At 60.1% G+C, this 15,560-nt stretch carries 13 protein-coding genes; 12 read left to right on the top strand and 1 reads right to left on the bottom strand.

What is annotated here, in order from left to right:
* Window positions 1-152: 152 nt before the first annotated feature.
* A complete protein-coding gene (locus SJQ66_RS22910; RefSeq protein WP_024902958.1) occupies window positions 153-857 on the bottom strand; it encodes a Bax inhibitor-1/YccA family protein in 705 nt (234 codons plus the stop codon).
* 261 nt (window positions 858-1,118) lie between these two features.
* Here SJQ66_RS22910 and ndk point away from each other — a divergent pair, with 261 nt between their 5' ends.
* The 12 genes from ndk to hflC all read left to right on the top strand — a co-directional run bounded on the left by ndk (window position 1,119) and on the right by hflC (window position 15,512).
* Window positions 1,119-1,544 carry a nucleoside-diphosphate kinase gene (gene ndk / locus SJQ66_RS22905; protein ID WP_024902957.1) on the top strand — a complete coding sequence of 142 codons (426 nt, stop codon included), beginning with the start codon at window positions 1,119-1,121 and terminating at the stop codon, window positions 1,542-1,544.
* Window positions 1,545-1,877: 333 nt separating this feature from the next.
* Complete coding sequence (gene rlmN / locus SJQ66_RS22900) at window positions 1,878-3,092, top strand: dual-specificity RNA methyltransferase RlmN (protein ID WP_024902956.1); 1,215 nt, start codon at window positions 1,878-1,880, stop codon at window positions 3,090-3,092.
* A 148-nt stretch (window positions 3,093-3,240) separates the two neighbouring features.
* Window positions 3,241-4,377: a helix-turn-helix domain-containing protein gene (locus SJQ66_RS22895; RefSeq protein WP_186303520.1), complete on the top strand. Its 1,137-nt coding sequence runs from the start codon at window positions 3,241-3,243 to the stop codon at window positions 4,375-4,377.
* Window positions 4,378-4,473: 96 nt separating this feature from the next.
* Complete coding sequence (gene ispG, locus SJQ66_RS22890) at window positions 4,474-5,775, top strand: flavodoxin-dependent (E)-4-hydroxy-3-methylbut-2-enyl-diphosphate synthase (RefSeq protein ID WP_024902954.1); 1,302 nt, start codon at window positions 4,474-4,476, stop codon at window positions 5,773-5,775.
* Between the two features lie 12 nt (window positions 5,776-5,787).
* On the top strand, window positions 5,788-7,110 hold the full coding sequence (gene hisS, locus SJQ66_RS22885) for a histidine--tRNA ligase (RefSeq protein ID WP_024902953.1): 1,323 nt from the start codon (window positions 5,788-5,790) through the stop codon (window positions 7,108-7,110).
* Window positions 7,111-7,184: 74 nt separating this feature from the next.
* Window positions 7,185-7,826, top strand: coding sequence for a YfgM family protein (locus SJQ66_RS22880; protein WP_024902952.1), 642 nt, complete (start codon window positions 7,185-7,187; stop codon window positions 7,824-7,826).
* 198 nt (window positions 7,827-8,024) lie between these two features.
* A complete protein-coding gene (gene bamB, locus SJQ66_RS22875) occupies window positions 8,025-9,134 on the top strand; it encodes an outer membrane protein assembly factor BamB (protein WP_051504338.1) in 1,110 nt (369 codons plus the stop codon).
* A gap of 176 nt (window positions 9,135-9,310) precedes the next feature.
* Entirely contained in the window at window positions 9,311-10,657 is a 1,347-nt protein-coding gene (der, locus tag SJQ66_RS22870) for a ribosome biogenesis GTPase Der (protein ID WP_024902950.1), read from the top strand.
* Between the two features lie 357 nt (window positions 10,658-11,014).
* Window positions 11,015-11,266, top strand: a complete 252-nt coding sequence (gene hfq, locus SJQ66_RS22865) for an RNA chaperone Hfq (RefSeq protein ID WP_024902949.1) — start codon at window positions 11,015-11,017, stop codon at window positions 11,264-11,266.
* A 100-nt stretch (window positions 11,267-11,366) separates the two neighbouring features.
* Window positions 11,367-12,692 carry a GTPase HflX gene (hflX, locus tag SJQ66_RS22860; RefSeq protein WP_096335544.1) on the top strand — a complete coding sequence of 442 codons (1,326 nt, stop codon included), beginning with the start codon at window positions 11,367-11,369 and terminating at the stop codon, window positions 12,690-12,692.
* Window positions 12,693-12,941: 249 nt separating this feature from the next.
* Entirely contained in the window at window positions 12,942-14,582 is a 1,641-nt protein-coding gene (gene hflK, locus SJQ66_RS22855; protein WP_024902947.1) for an FtsH protease activity modulator HflK, read from the top strand.
* Between the two features lie 12 nt (window positions 14,583-14,594).
* Window positions 14,595-15,512 (top strand): protease modulator HflC, encoded by a 918-nt coding sequence (gene hflC, locus SJQ66_RS22850; RefSeq protein ID WP_024902946.1) that lies wholly within the window; start codon window positions 14,595-14,597, stop codon window positions 15,510-15,512.
* The last annotated feature ends 48 nt before the right edge of the window (window positions 15,513-15,560 follow it).

Genomic DNA, 15,560 nt, shown 5'->3' with positions numbered 1-15,560 from the left:
GCTTACGCAACGGCCGGCCTGCATACATTGCCGACGCGTCCATCCCGTCCCGGCGTAAAACAAAGAGCCCACCCTCGTTGCACTACAGGGTGAGCTCTTCTGCCGTGTCCCGCCCCCGTGTTACGGGGGGCGCTGGGGAAGCGTGCCTTTAGTTAGTTGCGGTTGCCGCCGCCGAAGATACTGAGGATGCTCAGCAGGCTGGTGAAGATGTTGTAGAGGTCGAGATAGATGGCCAGCGTGGCGGTGACGTAATTCGTTTCACCACCGTTGATCACACGCTGTACATCGACGAGCAGGAAAGCCGAGAAAATGACCAATGCCAGCACCGACACCGTCAGAACCAACGCCGGCAGTTGCAGCCAAATATTTGCAATCGACGCGACGATGAGGACGACCACCCCCATCATCAACCAACCCGCCAGCTTGCTGAAATCACGCTTCGACACCGTGGCGATCGTCGCCATTGCTCCGAAGACCACACCGGTGCCGCCAAACGCGAGCATGATCAGGGACGCGCCGTTCGCGAGCCCCAGTACCATGCCGATCATCCGTGACAACATTACGCCCATGAAGAACGTAAAGGCGAGCAGCAATGCGACCCCTATGCCACTGTTCTTGTTTCGCTCGATCGCGAACATCAGGCCAAAGGCCACCGCGAAGAACAGGATCACCGTCATCATCGGACTAGCCGCGGCGAACGCGGTGAAGCCCGTGACGAGACCCAACCAGGCGCCGAACACCGTCGGAACCATGGACAACGCCAGCAGCCAGTACGTATTGCGCAGTACGCGGTTACGGACCGTGACGGTGCTGACCGAACCGCCGCGACCGAAATCGTAATTCCGGAAATCGCTCATTTCCTTCTCCTATGGCCGGATGCCCAAAGCATTCCAGCGAAACTTGCGGACCCGCGCCAGCGCGGTCAACGCGCGGCTCGGGGCTTATTCAACGCTATCCTAACACCGTGTATCTTTGCGCGTGCACTGCTCGAACGTCAATATTTCTACCAAATATTACAGTACTGAAAGGTTTTGTGCAAAAGTCGATCTCGTGTTCTGTCCCATGCTATAATACGAGATTCATTTTCTTACCTAACTTATTCATTTCGTGGAGTTTTCATGGCTATCGAGCGTACTCTGTCCATTATCAAGCCGGACGCGGTGGCGAAGAATGTGATCGGACAGATCTACAGCCGCTTCGAAAATGCCGGTCTGAAGATCGTTGCATCGCGTATGGCGCAGTTATCGCAAGCCGACGCTGAGAAGTTCTATGCTGTACATGCGGCGCGTCCGTTTTTCGGCGATTTGGTCAAGTTCATGATTTCGGGCCCGGTGGTCATCTCGGTGCTGGAAGGCGAAGGCGCAATCTTGAAGCACCGTGACCTGATGGGTGCGACGGATCCGAAGAAGGCGGAGGCCGGCACGATCCGGGCGGATTTCGCGGACAGCATCGACGCAAATGCCGTTCACGGTTCGGATGCGGCGGAAACCGCAGCGGTCGAGGTCGCCTTCTTTTTCCCGGAAATCAACGTCTACTCGCGTTGATTATGGCAAATGGATCGGGGCGAGCGGCGCTGTGCAATGCCGCATGCGCCCCGGTCCACTTTTGATGAGCGGCTGCGTCAGACGCGCGCGCAGCGTCCGCTCATTGGCGGGCATGGTGTGAAAGTAACGCGGTGTCGCGTGTTTCACATCTTTGGCCGTATAGCAAGACCTGGCTTTGCCGCTGCCCGCCGCGGCGACGCTTTCAAGGCGCTGTTGCGGCGTATGGTGGTTCCTATTTTTCGCGGTGGTTTTTACGACCGACCGCAGGCAACATGTAGGCGTTCCGCGCGCGTATCGATGCGGGATGCGTCGTTCTCCGTGCAGGTGTTCCCAATGACTGAACAACGCGGCGCGCAAGCGCCTGTGAATCTCCTCGATTTTGACGCCGCTGATCTGGTCGCTTACTGCGACTCGCTTGGCGAAAAAGCGTTTCGCGCAAAGCAATTGCAGCGCTGGATTCACCAGGGTGGTGAGTCCGATTTCGAAAAAATGACCGACCTTGCGAAGTCGTTGCGCGCCAAACTGGCTTCGCGCGCGACAATCGCGAAACCGCAGGTGGTGCAGGACCATATTTCCCTGGATGGGACGCGCAAGTGGCTGTTGGACGTGGGCGCGGGTAATGCGGTCGAGACCGTCTATATTCCTGAAACATCCCGGGGCACGCTTTGCATTTCGTCGCAGGCCGGCTGCGCGGTGAATTGCCGTTTTTGTTCGACAGGTAAGCAGGGTTTCAATCGCAACTTAACGACCGGTGAAATCATCGGTCAGCTGTGGATGGCTGAGTTCGCGGTTCGCGAAGCCCGTGCGCTCGCGCGGGCCGAAGCTGTTGCGCAAGGCATGTCGGTGCCCGAGGAGGCCGCGGACGCCCGCGCCGTGACGAACGTTGTCATGATGGGAATGGGCGAGCCGTTGCTGAATTTCGAGCCTGTGGTCAGCGCCATGCGCTTGATGCTCGACGATAACGCTTATGGTTTGTCTCGCCGTCGCGTAACCCTCTCGACATCCGGTGTGGTGCCGATGATCGATCGGCTCGCGTCCGAGTTGCCGGTTGCGCTGGCGGTTTCGCTGCATGCGCCGAACGATGCCCTGCGCGATGACCTGATTCCATTGAATCGTAAGCACCCGTTGCGCGAACTGATGGCTGCTTGTCAGCGCTACCTGAAGGTCGCGCCCCGGGAATTCATTACGTTCGAATATTGCATGCTGGACAACGTCAACGACTCGCCGACACATGCGCGCGAGCTGGTCGCGTTGACCCGGGATGTGCCGTGCAAGTTCAACCTGATTCCGTTCAATCCGTTTCCTGATTCAGGATTGAAGCGTTCGCGTGCCGACCGCATCAAGCGCTTCTCCGACATTTTGATCGAAGCAGGCGTCATCACTACCATCCGCAAGACGCGCGGCGATGATATCGATGCCGCTTGCGGCCAGTTGGCGGGAGAGGTGCAGGATCGTACGAGATTGGCGCAGCGGATGGGGCGTATCGTGCCCATACAAGCGGCGAGCGCGGGGAGGACGCTACCGGCGATGCCGGCACATCCGGTATGATGCGGTTCGCGGCTGTGCGCCCGCGTGGGATAGAGTATCGCCGTAACGATTGACATGCTGCGGCGCGGCGGCGGCGCTTGTTGAAAGGGCTGCCTGCCTTGAGTGTAACGCGGTAGGGATTCGGAACTCTTGGATGCAGGATTTGCGGATGGATATGAACAGAGACGATGGCATCGTGCCGAGCACCGGCGCCGGGGGCGTGCGCGAGGCAGCACCCCCGGTGGGAGCTTCGACGGGCGGTACCGCGGCCGCGAATGCGGCGGCAGCCGTCGGCGAGCGGCTGGCCGCGGCCCGCCTCGCGAAGGGTCGATCCATCGATGAAATGGCATCGCGTTTGAAAGTTGGGACGTCCAAGATCGAAGCCTTGGAGCGTGGGAATCTGGGGGCGCTCCACGATGCCGCGTTCTCTGTCGGTTTGACGCGCAGCTACGCAAAAGTGCTTGGCATCGATCCGGGCCCCCTGGCGGACGCATTGCGTGGTGTACAGACCCCCACGACTGATTTGTCGTCGTTGCCGCAGTCTTCGGGCAAGCCCGCAAGCATGCGCCGGGCGAACGTACCATTGAGCTGGAGCACGCGCAGATCGGATCGGCGCTCGTGGCTTTGGGGTGGCACGGCGGCATTCGTCGTGCTGGTGCTGCTTGTGGTCTGGCGCGCCGGCAATGAGCCGAATGGCTGGTTACAGAAAGTACGCGGTGACGCGAAGGCCGATATCGCCATGGCCAATCCGAATTCCGGAGGCCAGGTCGATGTTGGCGGCACTTCCACGCCAGCGTCAGGCGCGGTGATGTCGTCGTTGCCGTCGATCGTTGGTTCGTCGTCCGGTTCGGGTGAAGTCACGACTGGTGGTAGCGATGCCGGTGCGGCGTCGGGGGCGATGGCGAACGTCACTGCGGCCATGGCGGCGCCCTCGAATGCCTTGGCTGCGGCGGCAGCGGATACGGGGTCGGCCGCGGCTGCGACGCTGGCGGCGGTGTCGTCTCCCAGCGCCGGGGCGGCCCCCCAAGCGGCAGCCTCCGAGGTTGTCGTGCCGGCAGGGGCAATCCCGGTGACTATGACGGCGACGCAGGATAGCTGGGTCAGTGTCGTACAGGCTGACGGGCATATGGTGTTTTCAGGGATCGTGCATGCGGGACAGACGCAGCGGATGGAGGGGGTTCGGCCAATGCGCGTTACGATCGGTAATATCAGCGGCATGAGCGCTGTGACGCAGGATGGTCAGCCGGTGGATTTGACCCCTTATGCAAAATCGGGACGTAACGTCGCGCGGTTTACGCTGCGATAATGCTGTTCCGTAGGTGGATTGGGTGACGTGCGCCAAGGTGAAATGGACCGGCGGGCGGCGTGCGGAACGACATTTTTGGACGAAGGTCCTATAGACATGCAGATCGATCAAGTTAGAGAGTTCGCGGGACCGGCACCACGCCGTCAATCGGTGGCCGTGGACGTGCGCTGGGCCGGTCGTCTGGTCACGATCGGCGGTGCCGCGCCGGTGCGTGTGCAGTCCATGACAAATACGGATACGGTCGATGCGATTGGCACGGCGATCCAGATCAAGGAATTGGCGCAGGCCGGCTCCGAGCTGGTTCGTATCACCGTCAATACGCCAGAAGCCGCGCAGGCGGTGCCGTATATCCGTGATCAGCTCGACAAGATGGGCGTGGACGTGCCGCTCGTCGGTGATTTCCATTACAACGGTCATTTACTGTTAACCAAATATCCGGACTGCGCGGACGCGCTGTCCAAATACCGGATCAACCCTGGCAATGTCGGGCACGGGGCGAAGCGTGATACGCAGTTTGCCCAAATGATCGAGGTTGCGTGCAAATACGACAAGCCGGTACGGATAGGCGTCAACTGGGGCAGCCTGGATCAGGATCTACTTGCGCGGATGATGGACGAAAACGCGCTGCGCGCGGAGCCATGGGATGCGAAAAAGGTAATGTATGAAGCCTTGATCGCCTCCGCACTCGGCTCGGCGCAAGCAGCGGAGGATGTCGGGCTAGGGCGCAATCGCATCATCCTGTCCTGCAAGGTCAGTGACGTGCAGGATCTGATCGCCGTCTACAGTGAACTGGGCCGCCGCTGCGACTATGCGTTGCACCTTGGCTTGACCGAGGCCGGCATGGGATCGAAGGGCATCGTCGCATCCACTGCTGCGTTATCGGTGCTTTTGCAGCAAGGCATCGGCGACACGATTCGCGTGTCGTTGACGCCGGAGCCGGGTGGCGCTCGCACCGGTGAGGTCGTGGTGGCGCAGGAAATTCTTCAGACGATGGGTCTGCGATCGTTTACGCCGATGGTCATCGCATGCCCGGGTTGCGGTCGTACGACCAGCACCGTGTTCCAGGAACTGGCATCGAAAATTCAGACGTATCTGCGCACGCAGATGCTGACGTGGCGCGAAACGTATCCGGGCGTGGAAAAGATGCAGGTCGCTGTGATGGGCTGCATCGTCAACGGACCAGGTGAGTCGAAACACGCGAATATCGGTATCAGTTTGCCTGGATCCGGGGAATCCCCGGCGGCGCCGGTCTTTATCGACGGCGAAAAGGTCAAGACGCTGCGGGGGGACCGGATAGCTGAGGAATTTCAGGTGATCGTCGATGAATACGTGGCGCGCAAGTATGGCGCCCACGCTGACGGTGCGAACGCCGCCACGGCAGCGGATGCAACCGTCTGAACAACACAAGATATGGCAGAGCAGAAGAATAAGTTGGAAAAACTGACCGGCGTAAAGGGGATGAATGATCTTCTGCCGGCAGACGCGCCGTTGTGGGCGTTTTTTGAATCGACGGTGCAGTCGATGCTAAAGTCGTATGGTTATCAGAATATACGGACACCCATCGTCGAGCATACGCAGTTGTTCACCCGTGGTATCGGTGAGGTGACCGATATTGTCGAAAAAGAGATGTACAGCTTCACGGACGCCTTGAACGGTGAGAAATTGACGCTGCGTCCGGAGAACACCGCTGCGGTTGTGCGTGCGTCGATCGAACACAACCTGCTGTACGATGGCCCGAAGCGGCTGTGGTACGTTGGGCCGATGTTCCGTCACGAGCGCCCGCAGCGCGGCCGTTATCGACAATTTCATCAAGTGGGCGTGGAAGCGTTGGGATTTGCCGGCCCCGACGCCGATGCCGAAATCATCATGATGTGCCAGCGGCTCTGGGACGACCTCGGGTTGACCGGTATCCGCCTCGAGTTGAATTCACTGGGCCAGGCGGAGGAACGCGCACGTCATCGCGCGGATTTGATCGCCTACCTGGAAAAGCATCAGGATCAACTTGACGAGGATGGTAAGCGTCGACTGTATTCGAACCCCTTGCGCGTGCTCGATACGAAAAATCCGGCGATGCAGGCGATGGTCGACGCGGCGCCCAAGCTCATCGACTATCTCGGCGAGGCATCGCTGAAGCATTTCGAGGGCGTTCAGCGCTTGCTGCTGGAGAACAATATCCCGTTCAAGATCAATCCTCGTCTGGTACGAGGACTTGATTATTACAATCTGACCGTGTTCGAGTGGATCACCGATCAACTGGGATCGCAAGGAACGGTGGCGGGTGGCGGGCGCTATGATCCCCTGGTCGAACAACTGGGTGGCAAGCCCGCGCCAAGTTGTGGCTGGGCCATGGGCGTTGAGCGCATTCTAGAGCTGCTAAAGGCTGCCGATCTGGGGCCGGAGCCGCAGGGTTGTGACGCGTATGTGCTGCACCAGGGTGATGAAGCGCGCATCAAGGCTTTTATCGCAGCGGAGCGGTTGCGGGATGCGGGATTCGACGTGATCCTGCATTGCAGTGCCGACGGTGCCAGCAGCAGCTTCAAGTCGCAAATGAAACGTGCCGACGCCAGTGGTGCCGCGTTTGCCGTGATTTTTGGCGAGGATGAAGTGGCCAACGGCACCGTCAGCGTGAAGGCGCTGCGAGCACCCGCTGGTGATGTCCAGGCGCAGCAGACGGTGGCTTTCGATGCGTTGGCGGAACATTTGATTGAACGAATCACGCGCGCCACGGACTAACGGGGCGGTTTGAATACGCGATAAGCCGGGCTTGACGGCCGGTTTCATTTTAATAAGCAAGTAATTGGCGGGCGATGAGCTATCACGACGAACAAGAGACGCTCGATAATCTGAAGGCGTGGTGGGCGCGCTGGGGCAATGCCCTGACCTGGGTGGTGCTGGCTGTCTTGGTCGTCTTGGCGGCTTGGAGCGGTTGGCACTATTGGCAGCGGCGTCAGACCACCGAGGCAGCTGCACTGTATGAGCAATTTCAGCAGGCTGCGTCGGCGAATCAGGGCGCGGGGGATGTGCCGCGTGTACGCCGTATCACTTCGGACATGACATCGTCTTTCGGCCGTACCCCTTATGCGCGGATGACGGCGTTGGGCGCGGCGGCCGTGTTGTATCGCGCGAAGGACATGGACGGCGCCAAAGCCGAACTGCAATGGGTAATCGACCACGGTGGCGACAGCAGCTATCAGCAGATCGCGCGTATCCGCCTGGCGGGTGTGTTGCTGGACCAGAAGGCGTATGACGCCGGGCTGGCGCTGCTGTCCGGCAAGGATGATGACGGGTTCGGTGCATTGCGCGCCGATCGCCGTGGCGACCTGCTCGCAGCCGCTGGCAAGCGCGACGATGCGCGTGTCGCGTACCGTGATGCCTTGAAGCAATTGGCATCGGACGATGCGTCGTCGCGCCAGATCGTGCAGTTGAAGCTGGATGCGTTGGGTGGCTGACCCGCGCCGGCGTTGTAATGCGCGGTGACTGTCTTACATCGCTTGTTTACCCGATTCTTTGCCGTTCGTGGCCTGTACGACCGGCACTTCACGGCACAATACGCTTTTTCTCGCGGAGCCCTCTCGATAATGCTGCACCTGAAGACTGTTACGACCCGGCGCACCGGATCCGCGATCGTTCGCACGACGTTGGTGGCGATGTCGATCGCCATCCTGGCCGCTTGTTCGTCGACCAAGGACCCGCGTCGCGTGCCGACGCCATTGACCGACTTCAAGCCGGTCATGGAGGTCAAGCAGGCATGGAAGGCGAGCGTCGGTAAGTCGAAGGGCTTCCTGTTCCAGCCGACAGTGGTGAACGGTTTTGTGTTTGCCGCCGGCAATAACGGCTCGGTAGCCAAGTTTGACGCGGCGAGCGGTCGCACCATCTGGCGTACGAAGCTCAAGGAATCCTTGACGGCCGGTGTGGGTGTCGCGGATGACGCCTCGCTGGTCGCGGTCGGTGCGCAGGACGGCTATGTCATCGTGCTCGATGCCGACGGCAATCGTGTCTGGAGTGGCAGCGTGGGTGGCGAGATATTGACGGCGCCATTGATCGGGCACAATCTGGTCATTGTCCGAACCGCCGACGGCCAGATTACCGCGTTTGACGCGCGCACCGGCGAGCAGAAGTGGGTCTATCGCAATCGCGCCGTGCCGCTGAATCTGCGGACGACGCTGGGCATGCGGTTCGCTGGTGCGAATGGCGTATTGGCGGGCTTCCCGGGCGGCTCGATCGCGGCGATCAATATCGACAGTGGCGAACCGTTCTGGCAATCGCCGGTATCGTTCCCGCAAGGCGTGACCGAGGTGGAGCGAATCAATGACGTATCGGGTTCGCCGGAATTGGTCGGCCGTCTGGCATGCGCCGGTAGCTTCCAGGGGCGTCTGGGCTGTTTTGATGTCGAAAATGGCCAGCCGGTGTGGGAACATCCGTTCTCTACGTATAACGGCGTTGCAGAGGATGCGCAGATGGTGGTGGCGGGCGACGACTTCTCCGTGGTCAGCGCATTCGATGCCAATAGCGGACGACCATTATGGGAAAACAAGGCGCTGCGCAGTCGCGATCTGAGCCGGCCCGTGTTGTTGGGGCACGCAGTGGTGGTGGGTGACTACAAGGGCTTCGTGCATTTTTTGTCTACGGAAAATGGCCAATTTATCGCGCGGATGAAGACTGATGGTGATCCGATCACGGCGCCTGCCGTTGTCTCCGGTGACACATTGATCGTGCAGACGTCCAGCGGCGATCTGTACGCTTTTCAGCCGCAGTAACGCGAGTAATACGCTGCGATACGCAATACGAATACGCAGTACGAACATGCAGCAACGCATCCGTGATGGTTGTATCGCCGGCGCATAGGGCGCGGTGCGGTGCCGGGTGCGTCGTGTCGACGGCCGCTGGCCGCCCCAGGGCGGCGCGACGGCCGTTGGCGTTTTGAGAGTGGATAATGAAACCCGTAATCACGCTCGTTGGCCGCCCCAATGTGGGTAAGTCAACGCTGTTCAATCGATTGACCCGCTCGCGCGACGCGTTGGTGGCGGATCTGCCGGGCTTGACCCGAGACCGCCACTATGGCGAAGGGCGCGCCGGCACGCGCGAAGGCACGCGGCCTTATCTGGTCGTCGACACGGGCGGCTTCGAGCCGGTGGCGAAAGAGGGCATCCTGTATGAGATGGCCCGTCAGACACGGCAGGCGGTGGAGGAATCGGACGTCATCGTATTCATCGTCGATGGACGCCTGGGTCTCGCTCCGCAGGACGCCGCTATTGCGACTTATCTACGCAAGAGCGGGCGGCCGGTATTACTGGTCGTCAACAAGGCCGAAGGCATGCGTTATTCGGCTGTTGCGACGGATTTCTACGAACTGGGGCTTGGCGACCCACGTGCGATTTCGTCCGCGCATGGAGATGGCGTGAATGAGTTGATCGAGGAAGCCCTCGATGTCGCCTATGCCGGTCGAGTGTCAACGGAAGAAGAAGCGGCGTCGCGCGGCATGAAGATCGCGATCGTCGGCCGCCCGAACGTGGGTAAGTCGACGTTGGTGAATACGCTGCTAGGTGAGGAACGCGTAATTGCCTTCGACATGCCTGGCACGACGCGTGATTCGATCTACATTGACTTCGAACGCAAGGGTAAGCCCTATACGCTGATCGACACCGCGGGAATCCGTAAGCGAGGCAAGGTCTTCGAGGCCATCGAGAAATTTTCGGTGATCAAGACGTTGCAAGCCGTGTCCGATGCGAATGTCGTTATCCTGCTGCTCGACGCGCGTCAGGAAATCAGCGAGCAGGATGCGCATATTGCCGGCTTTATCGTCGAGCAGGGGCGCGCCCTGGTCGTAGGCGTCAACAAGTGGGATGGGCTCGACGAATACATTCGTGAAAAAGCGAAAGGAGATCTTGAGCGTAAGTTGCGATTCCTCGGCTTTGCGAAACATTTTTTCATCTCCGCAACGGAGAAAACCGGCATTGGCGCAATGATGCATGCGGTCGATGATGCGTTTGCGGCGGCGATGGCGAAATTGCCGACGCCGAAGTTGACGCGGGCGTTGATCGAGGCTGTGGAGCATCAGCAACCGCGCCGCAAGGGAGCGATTCGTCCGAAACTCCGGTATGCGCACCAAGGTGGTCAGAATCCACCGATTATCGTGGTGCACGGTAATGCGCTGGATGCGATCACCGATTCGTATCGTCGTTACCTCGAAGGCCGCTTCCGCGAGACCTTCAAGTTGGTAGGGACACCGCTGCGTATCGAATTCCGTTCGAGCGACAATCCGTTTTTGAATAAGGATTAAAAACGCGCCCGCGGCAGTCGACGCGCTGGATCGCCTGGACCGGGTCGGACGAACGATGCGTCGGACGCGGTGCGGGTGGTGCGGCACCGTCTGATTTACGCGGTCGGTCCGGCGTGGACCGGTAGCGTGGCCGTATCGTGCGCCGGTAATGAAATACCCGATTCCTGCCGCTGCTGGCATCGAAAACCGCGGCTTTCGGCGCGCATGGATTGCCGTCCTAGCCGGCCGTATGGTGCCTGGAGCCCAGGTAAAATCGGATATAGTGGTGGGGACGGGTCGTCCTGCTTCCTCTGGTCGAAACTTCTAACGCCCGCTCCACCATTGAATTTAAACCCCGAAAACAACAGGGAGTCTGCTATGAGTCAAAACAACAAAGGGCAACTGCTTCAGGACCCATTTTTGAATGTCCTGCGCAAGGAGCACGTTCCCGTGTCGATCTACCTGGTGAACGGCATCAAGTTGCAAGGCCAGGTCGAGTCTTTCGACCAGTATGTCTTGCTGCTGAAAAACACCGTCACGCAAATGGTCTACAAACACGCTATTTCGACCGTCGTGCCTGCCCGTCCGGTCAACCTGCCAGCGCCGGCAGCCGGCACGCAGGCCGAGTAATCCCTGAACAGCGGCCTGTCGTACGACGTTGGTTTCGAGACAAGTTGAACGTTCGAACAACCAATATGCCGTACGGCTGCCGCGCGAGAGAACGGATAATTTGACACGCGCTGCACTCGTCAATCTGGATTTCGGCAAAGCCGATTTCCAGGCCAGCCTGGAAGAGCTGGCAATGCTGGCCACTAGCGCCGGCGCCGACCCTGTCGTCACAGTGACAGGAAAAAGGGCTAGCCCCGATCCCAAATTCTTCATCGGTAGCGGCAAGGCGGAAGAGTTGCGTCTTCTTGTCGCACACCATCATGTTGATCTGGTCATCTTCAATCATGCATTGTCACCGGCTCAGCAGCGTAATCTGGAGCAAGCGCTTGAGACGCGGGTCGTTGATCGTATCAGCCTGATCCTGGATATTTTTGCGCAACGCGCTAAAAGTGCCGAGGGCAAGGTTCAGGTAGAACTTGCGCAATTGCAGTATCTATCGACGCGTCTGGTGCGAGCGTGGACGCACTTGGAACGGCAAAAGGGCGGTATCGGCCTTCGCGGTCCTGGTGAAACGCAGTTGGAGACGGATCGCCGTCTGCTGGGCGAGCGTATCAAGTATCTCCGCGGGCGCCAGGCCAAGCTCGCGAGACAGCATGGAACGCAACGCCGCGCCCGGGAACGTAGTCAGGCCTTTTCCGTTTCGCTGGTCGGCTATACCAATGCCGGGAAGTCGACGCTGTTCAACGCCATCACGAAGGCCAAGACCTATGCCGCGGACCAGTTGTTTGCGACGCTGGATACCACCTCGCGCCGGGTATTTCTCGGTGACGCCGGCACGATCGTCTTGAGCGACACCGTCGGATTTATTCGGGATTTACCGCATACGCTGGTCGCCGCCTTCCGGGCAACGCTGGAGGAGACGGCCCAGGCCGATCTGCTGGTGCACGTCGTCGATGCGGCCAATCCGGCGCGCCTGGATCAGATTGACGAAGTCAACAAGGTGCTGAAGGAAATCGGCGCCGCGGATGTGCCGCAATTGCTGGTTTGGAACAAGATCGATGCCGTGCCGGAGCTCGATGATGTTAAGCTATTTGAAAGAAACGAATATGGTAATATTTCCCGCGTTTTCGTGAGTGCGCGTTCAGGCCGTGGTCTGGATGCCCTCCGGACTGCCATTACGGAGGCCGTGGTTGCCCGCGATCTGGATGCGCCTGAAGCACCGTCCGAGGAGGACGTGCGTTTCCGACACTCTGGGCCTGGTGCACGTCCTCCCGATTGGTCAGAGCCCGCGTCGCGTCAGGGCACGGAATGGGATCGAAAGCGGAAGGCGAGCGACGGGGCGGTAGCGGACGCTTCGAATGCCGGGCCTGCCGGTACAGCGATCTCTGGCGGCGACGCAGCATCGCCGACCGAGGTCGACGATGCGTCCGATGGCCATGCGGCGTAGCGATACGTCATGTGCCGGTGTGCGGTAGAGGTAACGCTGGCGGGGGCAATGGCTGCCGCCCGCCCGTCCTGCTTAATGCCGGCGCATTCCACGACAACGCCACGAGGCCCGACGAGGTCTCATTCGTGCCACCTTAGCGCATTGCCTGATCGCGTGGCGTTACCGCGTCGCTTCATAGCGTCGCCTCACAGCGTACTAACCGGCTGCTTCATGGTGAATGATCAAAACTACAGCAGTACTAGGCAGCGGATGACTGCGATTTTTTCGTTGAACGATCAGCGCTGGGGGCGGGGTGAATCCCGTGAAGGCACCGGTGACGGTGAGCCGACTTCGAACGGTTCCAACGGCCCCGATAGCGAGACGCGCGGCGTCCCGGGGAATGCACCAGGCAGTGATGACCGGCGCGCTTCCGGGGATTCGGGCAACAAGGACGACGCCGGCAATGACGGTCGTCCAGACGATGGTCGTCGCGAAGGTCCCCCCACAACGCCGCCTGGCGTGCCGCAGCGTGGCGAGCGCAGTCAACGCGATCGGCCAATGGGTGCCGGCGACAAGCAAGGCCCCCCGGACCTCGACGATCTGTGGCGCGAATTCAATTCGCGATTGCAACGCTGGTTCGGTGGCGGCGGTGACAATAACAATGGTGGCGGGAAGGACAATCGCGGTCCACGACGCGGCGGTCCGCGTTTTCCCGGCGCGGGCCGAGGGGGGTCGATTGGTGTAATCGCCGTGTTGTGTGCCGTCGTGGTGATCTGGCTCGGCAGTGGCTTGTATGTGGTGCAGGAAGGGCAGGCGGGTGTCGTGCTGCGCTTCGGCAAGTACGTGCGTACCGTGCCGGCTGGTGTGCAATGGCGGATGCCCTGGCCGTTCGAGTCGAACGAAACGGTCAACATGTGGCAGGTGCGCTCGATCGACATCGGTCGTAGCGGCACGATCGCGCAGACGAATTCCAAGGATTCGTCGATGCTGACCGCTGATGAAAACATCATTGATGTGCGGTTCGCTGTCCAGTACCGGATCAAGGACGCAGCCGATTTCCTCTTCAACAATGCCGACGCCGAGGCGAATGTCGCCCAGGCCGCCGAAACAGCGGTTCGGGAGATCGTCGGCAAGAGCAAGATGGATTTCGTCCTGTACGAGGGGCGTGAGCAGGTGGCCCTGGAACTAACGCAGACGATACAAAAAATTCTGGACTCCTACCGCGACGGCATTCTGGTGACGAGCGTGACAATGCAGAACGTGCAACCGCCGCAGCAAGTGCAGGCGGCGTTCGATGACGCGGTAAAGGCGGGCCAGGACCGGGAGCGGCAGAAGAATGAAGCGCAGGCCTATGCCAATAACGTGATTCCTCGTGCTCGGGGTACCGCGGCGCGAATGGTCGAGGAGGCCGAGGGTTATAAGGCAAAGGTCGTGGCGCAGGCCACCGGTGACGCGCAGCGTTTTGATGCCATTCAGGCGCAGTATGCAAAGGCGCCGGCGGTGACGCGCGAGCGGATGTATCTGGATACGATGCAGCAGATCTATAGTCGTGCCTCGAAGGTGCTGATCGACGGCCGGAACAATAACAACCTGCTTTATCTGCCATTGGATAAGTTGTTGAACAATAACAGCGACACCGGGAGCGGCCGTGCTGCGCGAAGCGGCGCTTCGAATGGTACCGACAACGGCGCGGGACACGATGCGACACCCGGCGACGCTTCGTCGCTGGACGGCGCGCCGATCAGCCTCGGGAGCGGGCTGTCGGGTGGCGCGACGATGTCGTCGATGGCAACGCGGCAGCGGGATAACGTCCAAGATGACGGCAGTGATCCGCTGCGCTCCCGCACGATCTTCCGCAGCCGGGACCGCAGCGAATCGCTGCAGGACCTGCCCAGTGCGTCAGGCCAATAAGGAACGCCAACCATGAATCGAATCATTACCGCGATCGTCGCGTTGGCCGTTGTGTTGTCGCTGGCATCGTCGATGATGTTTGTCGTTGATCAGCGTCGCTTTGCAATCGTCTTCGCGCTGGGTGCCGTCAAGCGCCAGATTTCCGAACCGGGGCTGTATTTCAAGCTTCCTCCGCCGTTCCAGCACGTGGTTACGATTGACAAGCGAATTCAGACGATCGACAACGCCGAGCCAGACCGTTACATCACGTCGGAGAAGAAAAACCTGTTGGTCGACTTGTTCGTCAAGTATCGCGTTGCGGATCCGTTGAAGTATTACATTTCGTTCAAGAGCGACAGCGGTGCCGCGGAGGATCGTCTGAAGGCGATTATCCGTGCAGCGTTGAACGAGGAGTTCGCCAAGCGGACAGTGACTGAAGTCGTCTCGAACGAGCGCGAGGTCGTCATGCAGGCGGTACGTACCAAGGTTGAGCGAGAAGCGGCCAGCATTGGTATCCAAGTATTGGATGTGCGCCTGAAGCGCGTCGACCTGCTTGCGGCGATCAGCGACTCGGTTTACCGTCGGATGGAGGCGGAGCGCAAGCAGGTCGCGAATAACCTGCGTTCAACTGGTGCAGCCGAAGCGGAGCAAATCCGTGCCGATGCGGACCGTCAACGCGAGGTCGTGCTGTCCGAAGCCTATGAGAAGACGCAGGCGATCATGGGGGACGCCGACGCGCAGGCTTCGGCGATCTATGCACAGGCGTTCGGCAAGGACCCGGCGTTCTATGCTTTCTACAAGAGCCTGGACGCGTATCGGGCAGCGTTCCGCAACAAGGGTGATGTGATCGTCGCCGATCCGAACAGCGCGTTCTTCCAGTACCTGCGCTCGCCCGACGGCGGCACGCCGCCGGGTGCATCGGCACCGGCCAAACGCGCCGGCGCGCGCTAAGCCTTACCCTCCGGCGTACTTTTGCGTAGAATTGCGACCTGTTTGTCG

Source organism: Robbsia andropogonis, assembly GCF_034047095.1.
In the GTDB taxonomy this organism is placed as follows: Bacteria; Pseudomonadota; Gammaproteobacteria; order Burkholderiales; family Burkholderiaceae; genus Robbsia; species Robbsia andropogonis.
Note: the sequence above shows the minus strand (reverse complement) of the source record. Positions and strands in the feature narration are given on the sequence as shown.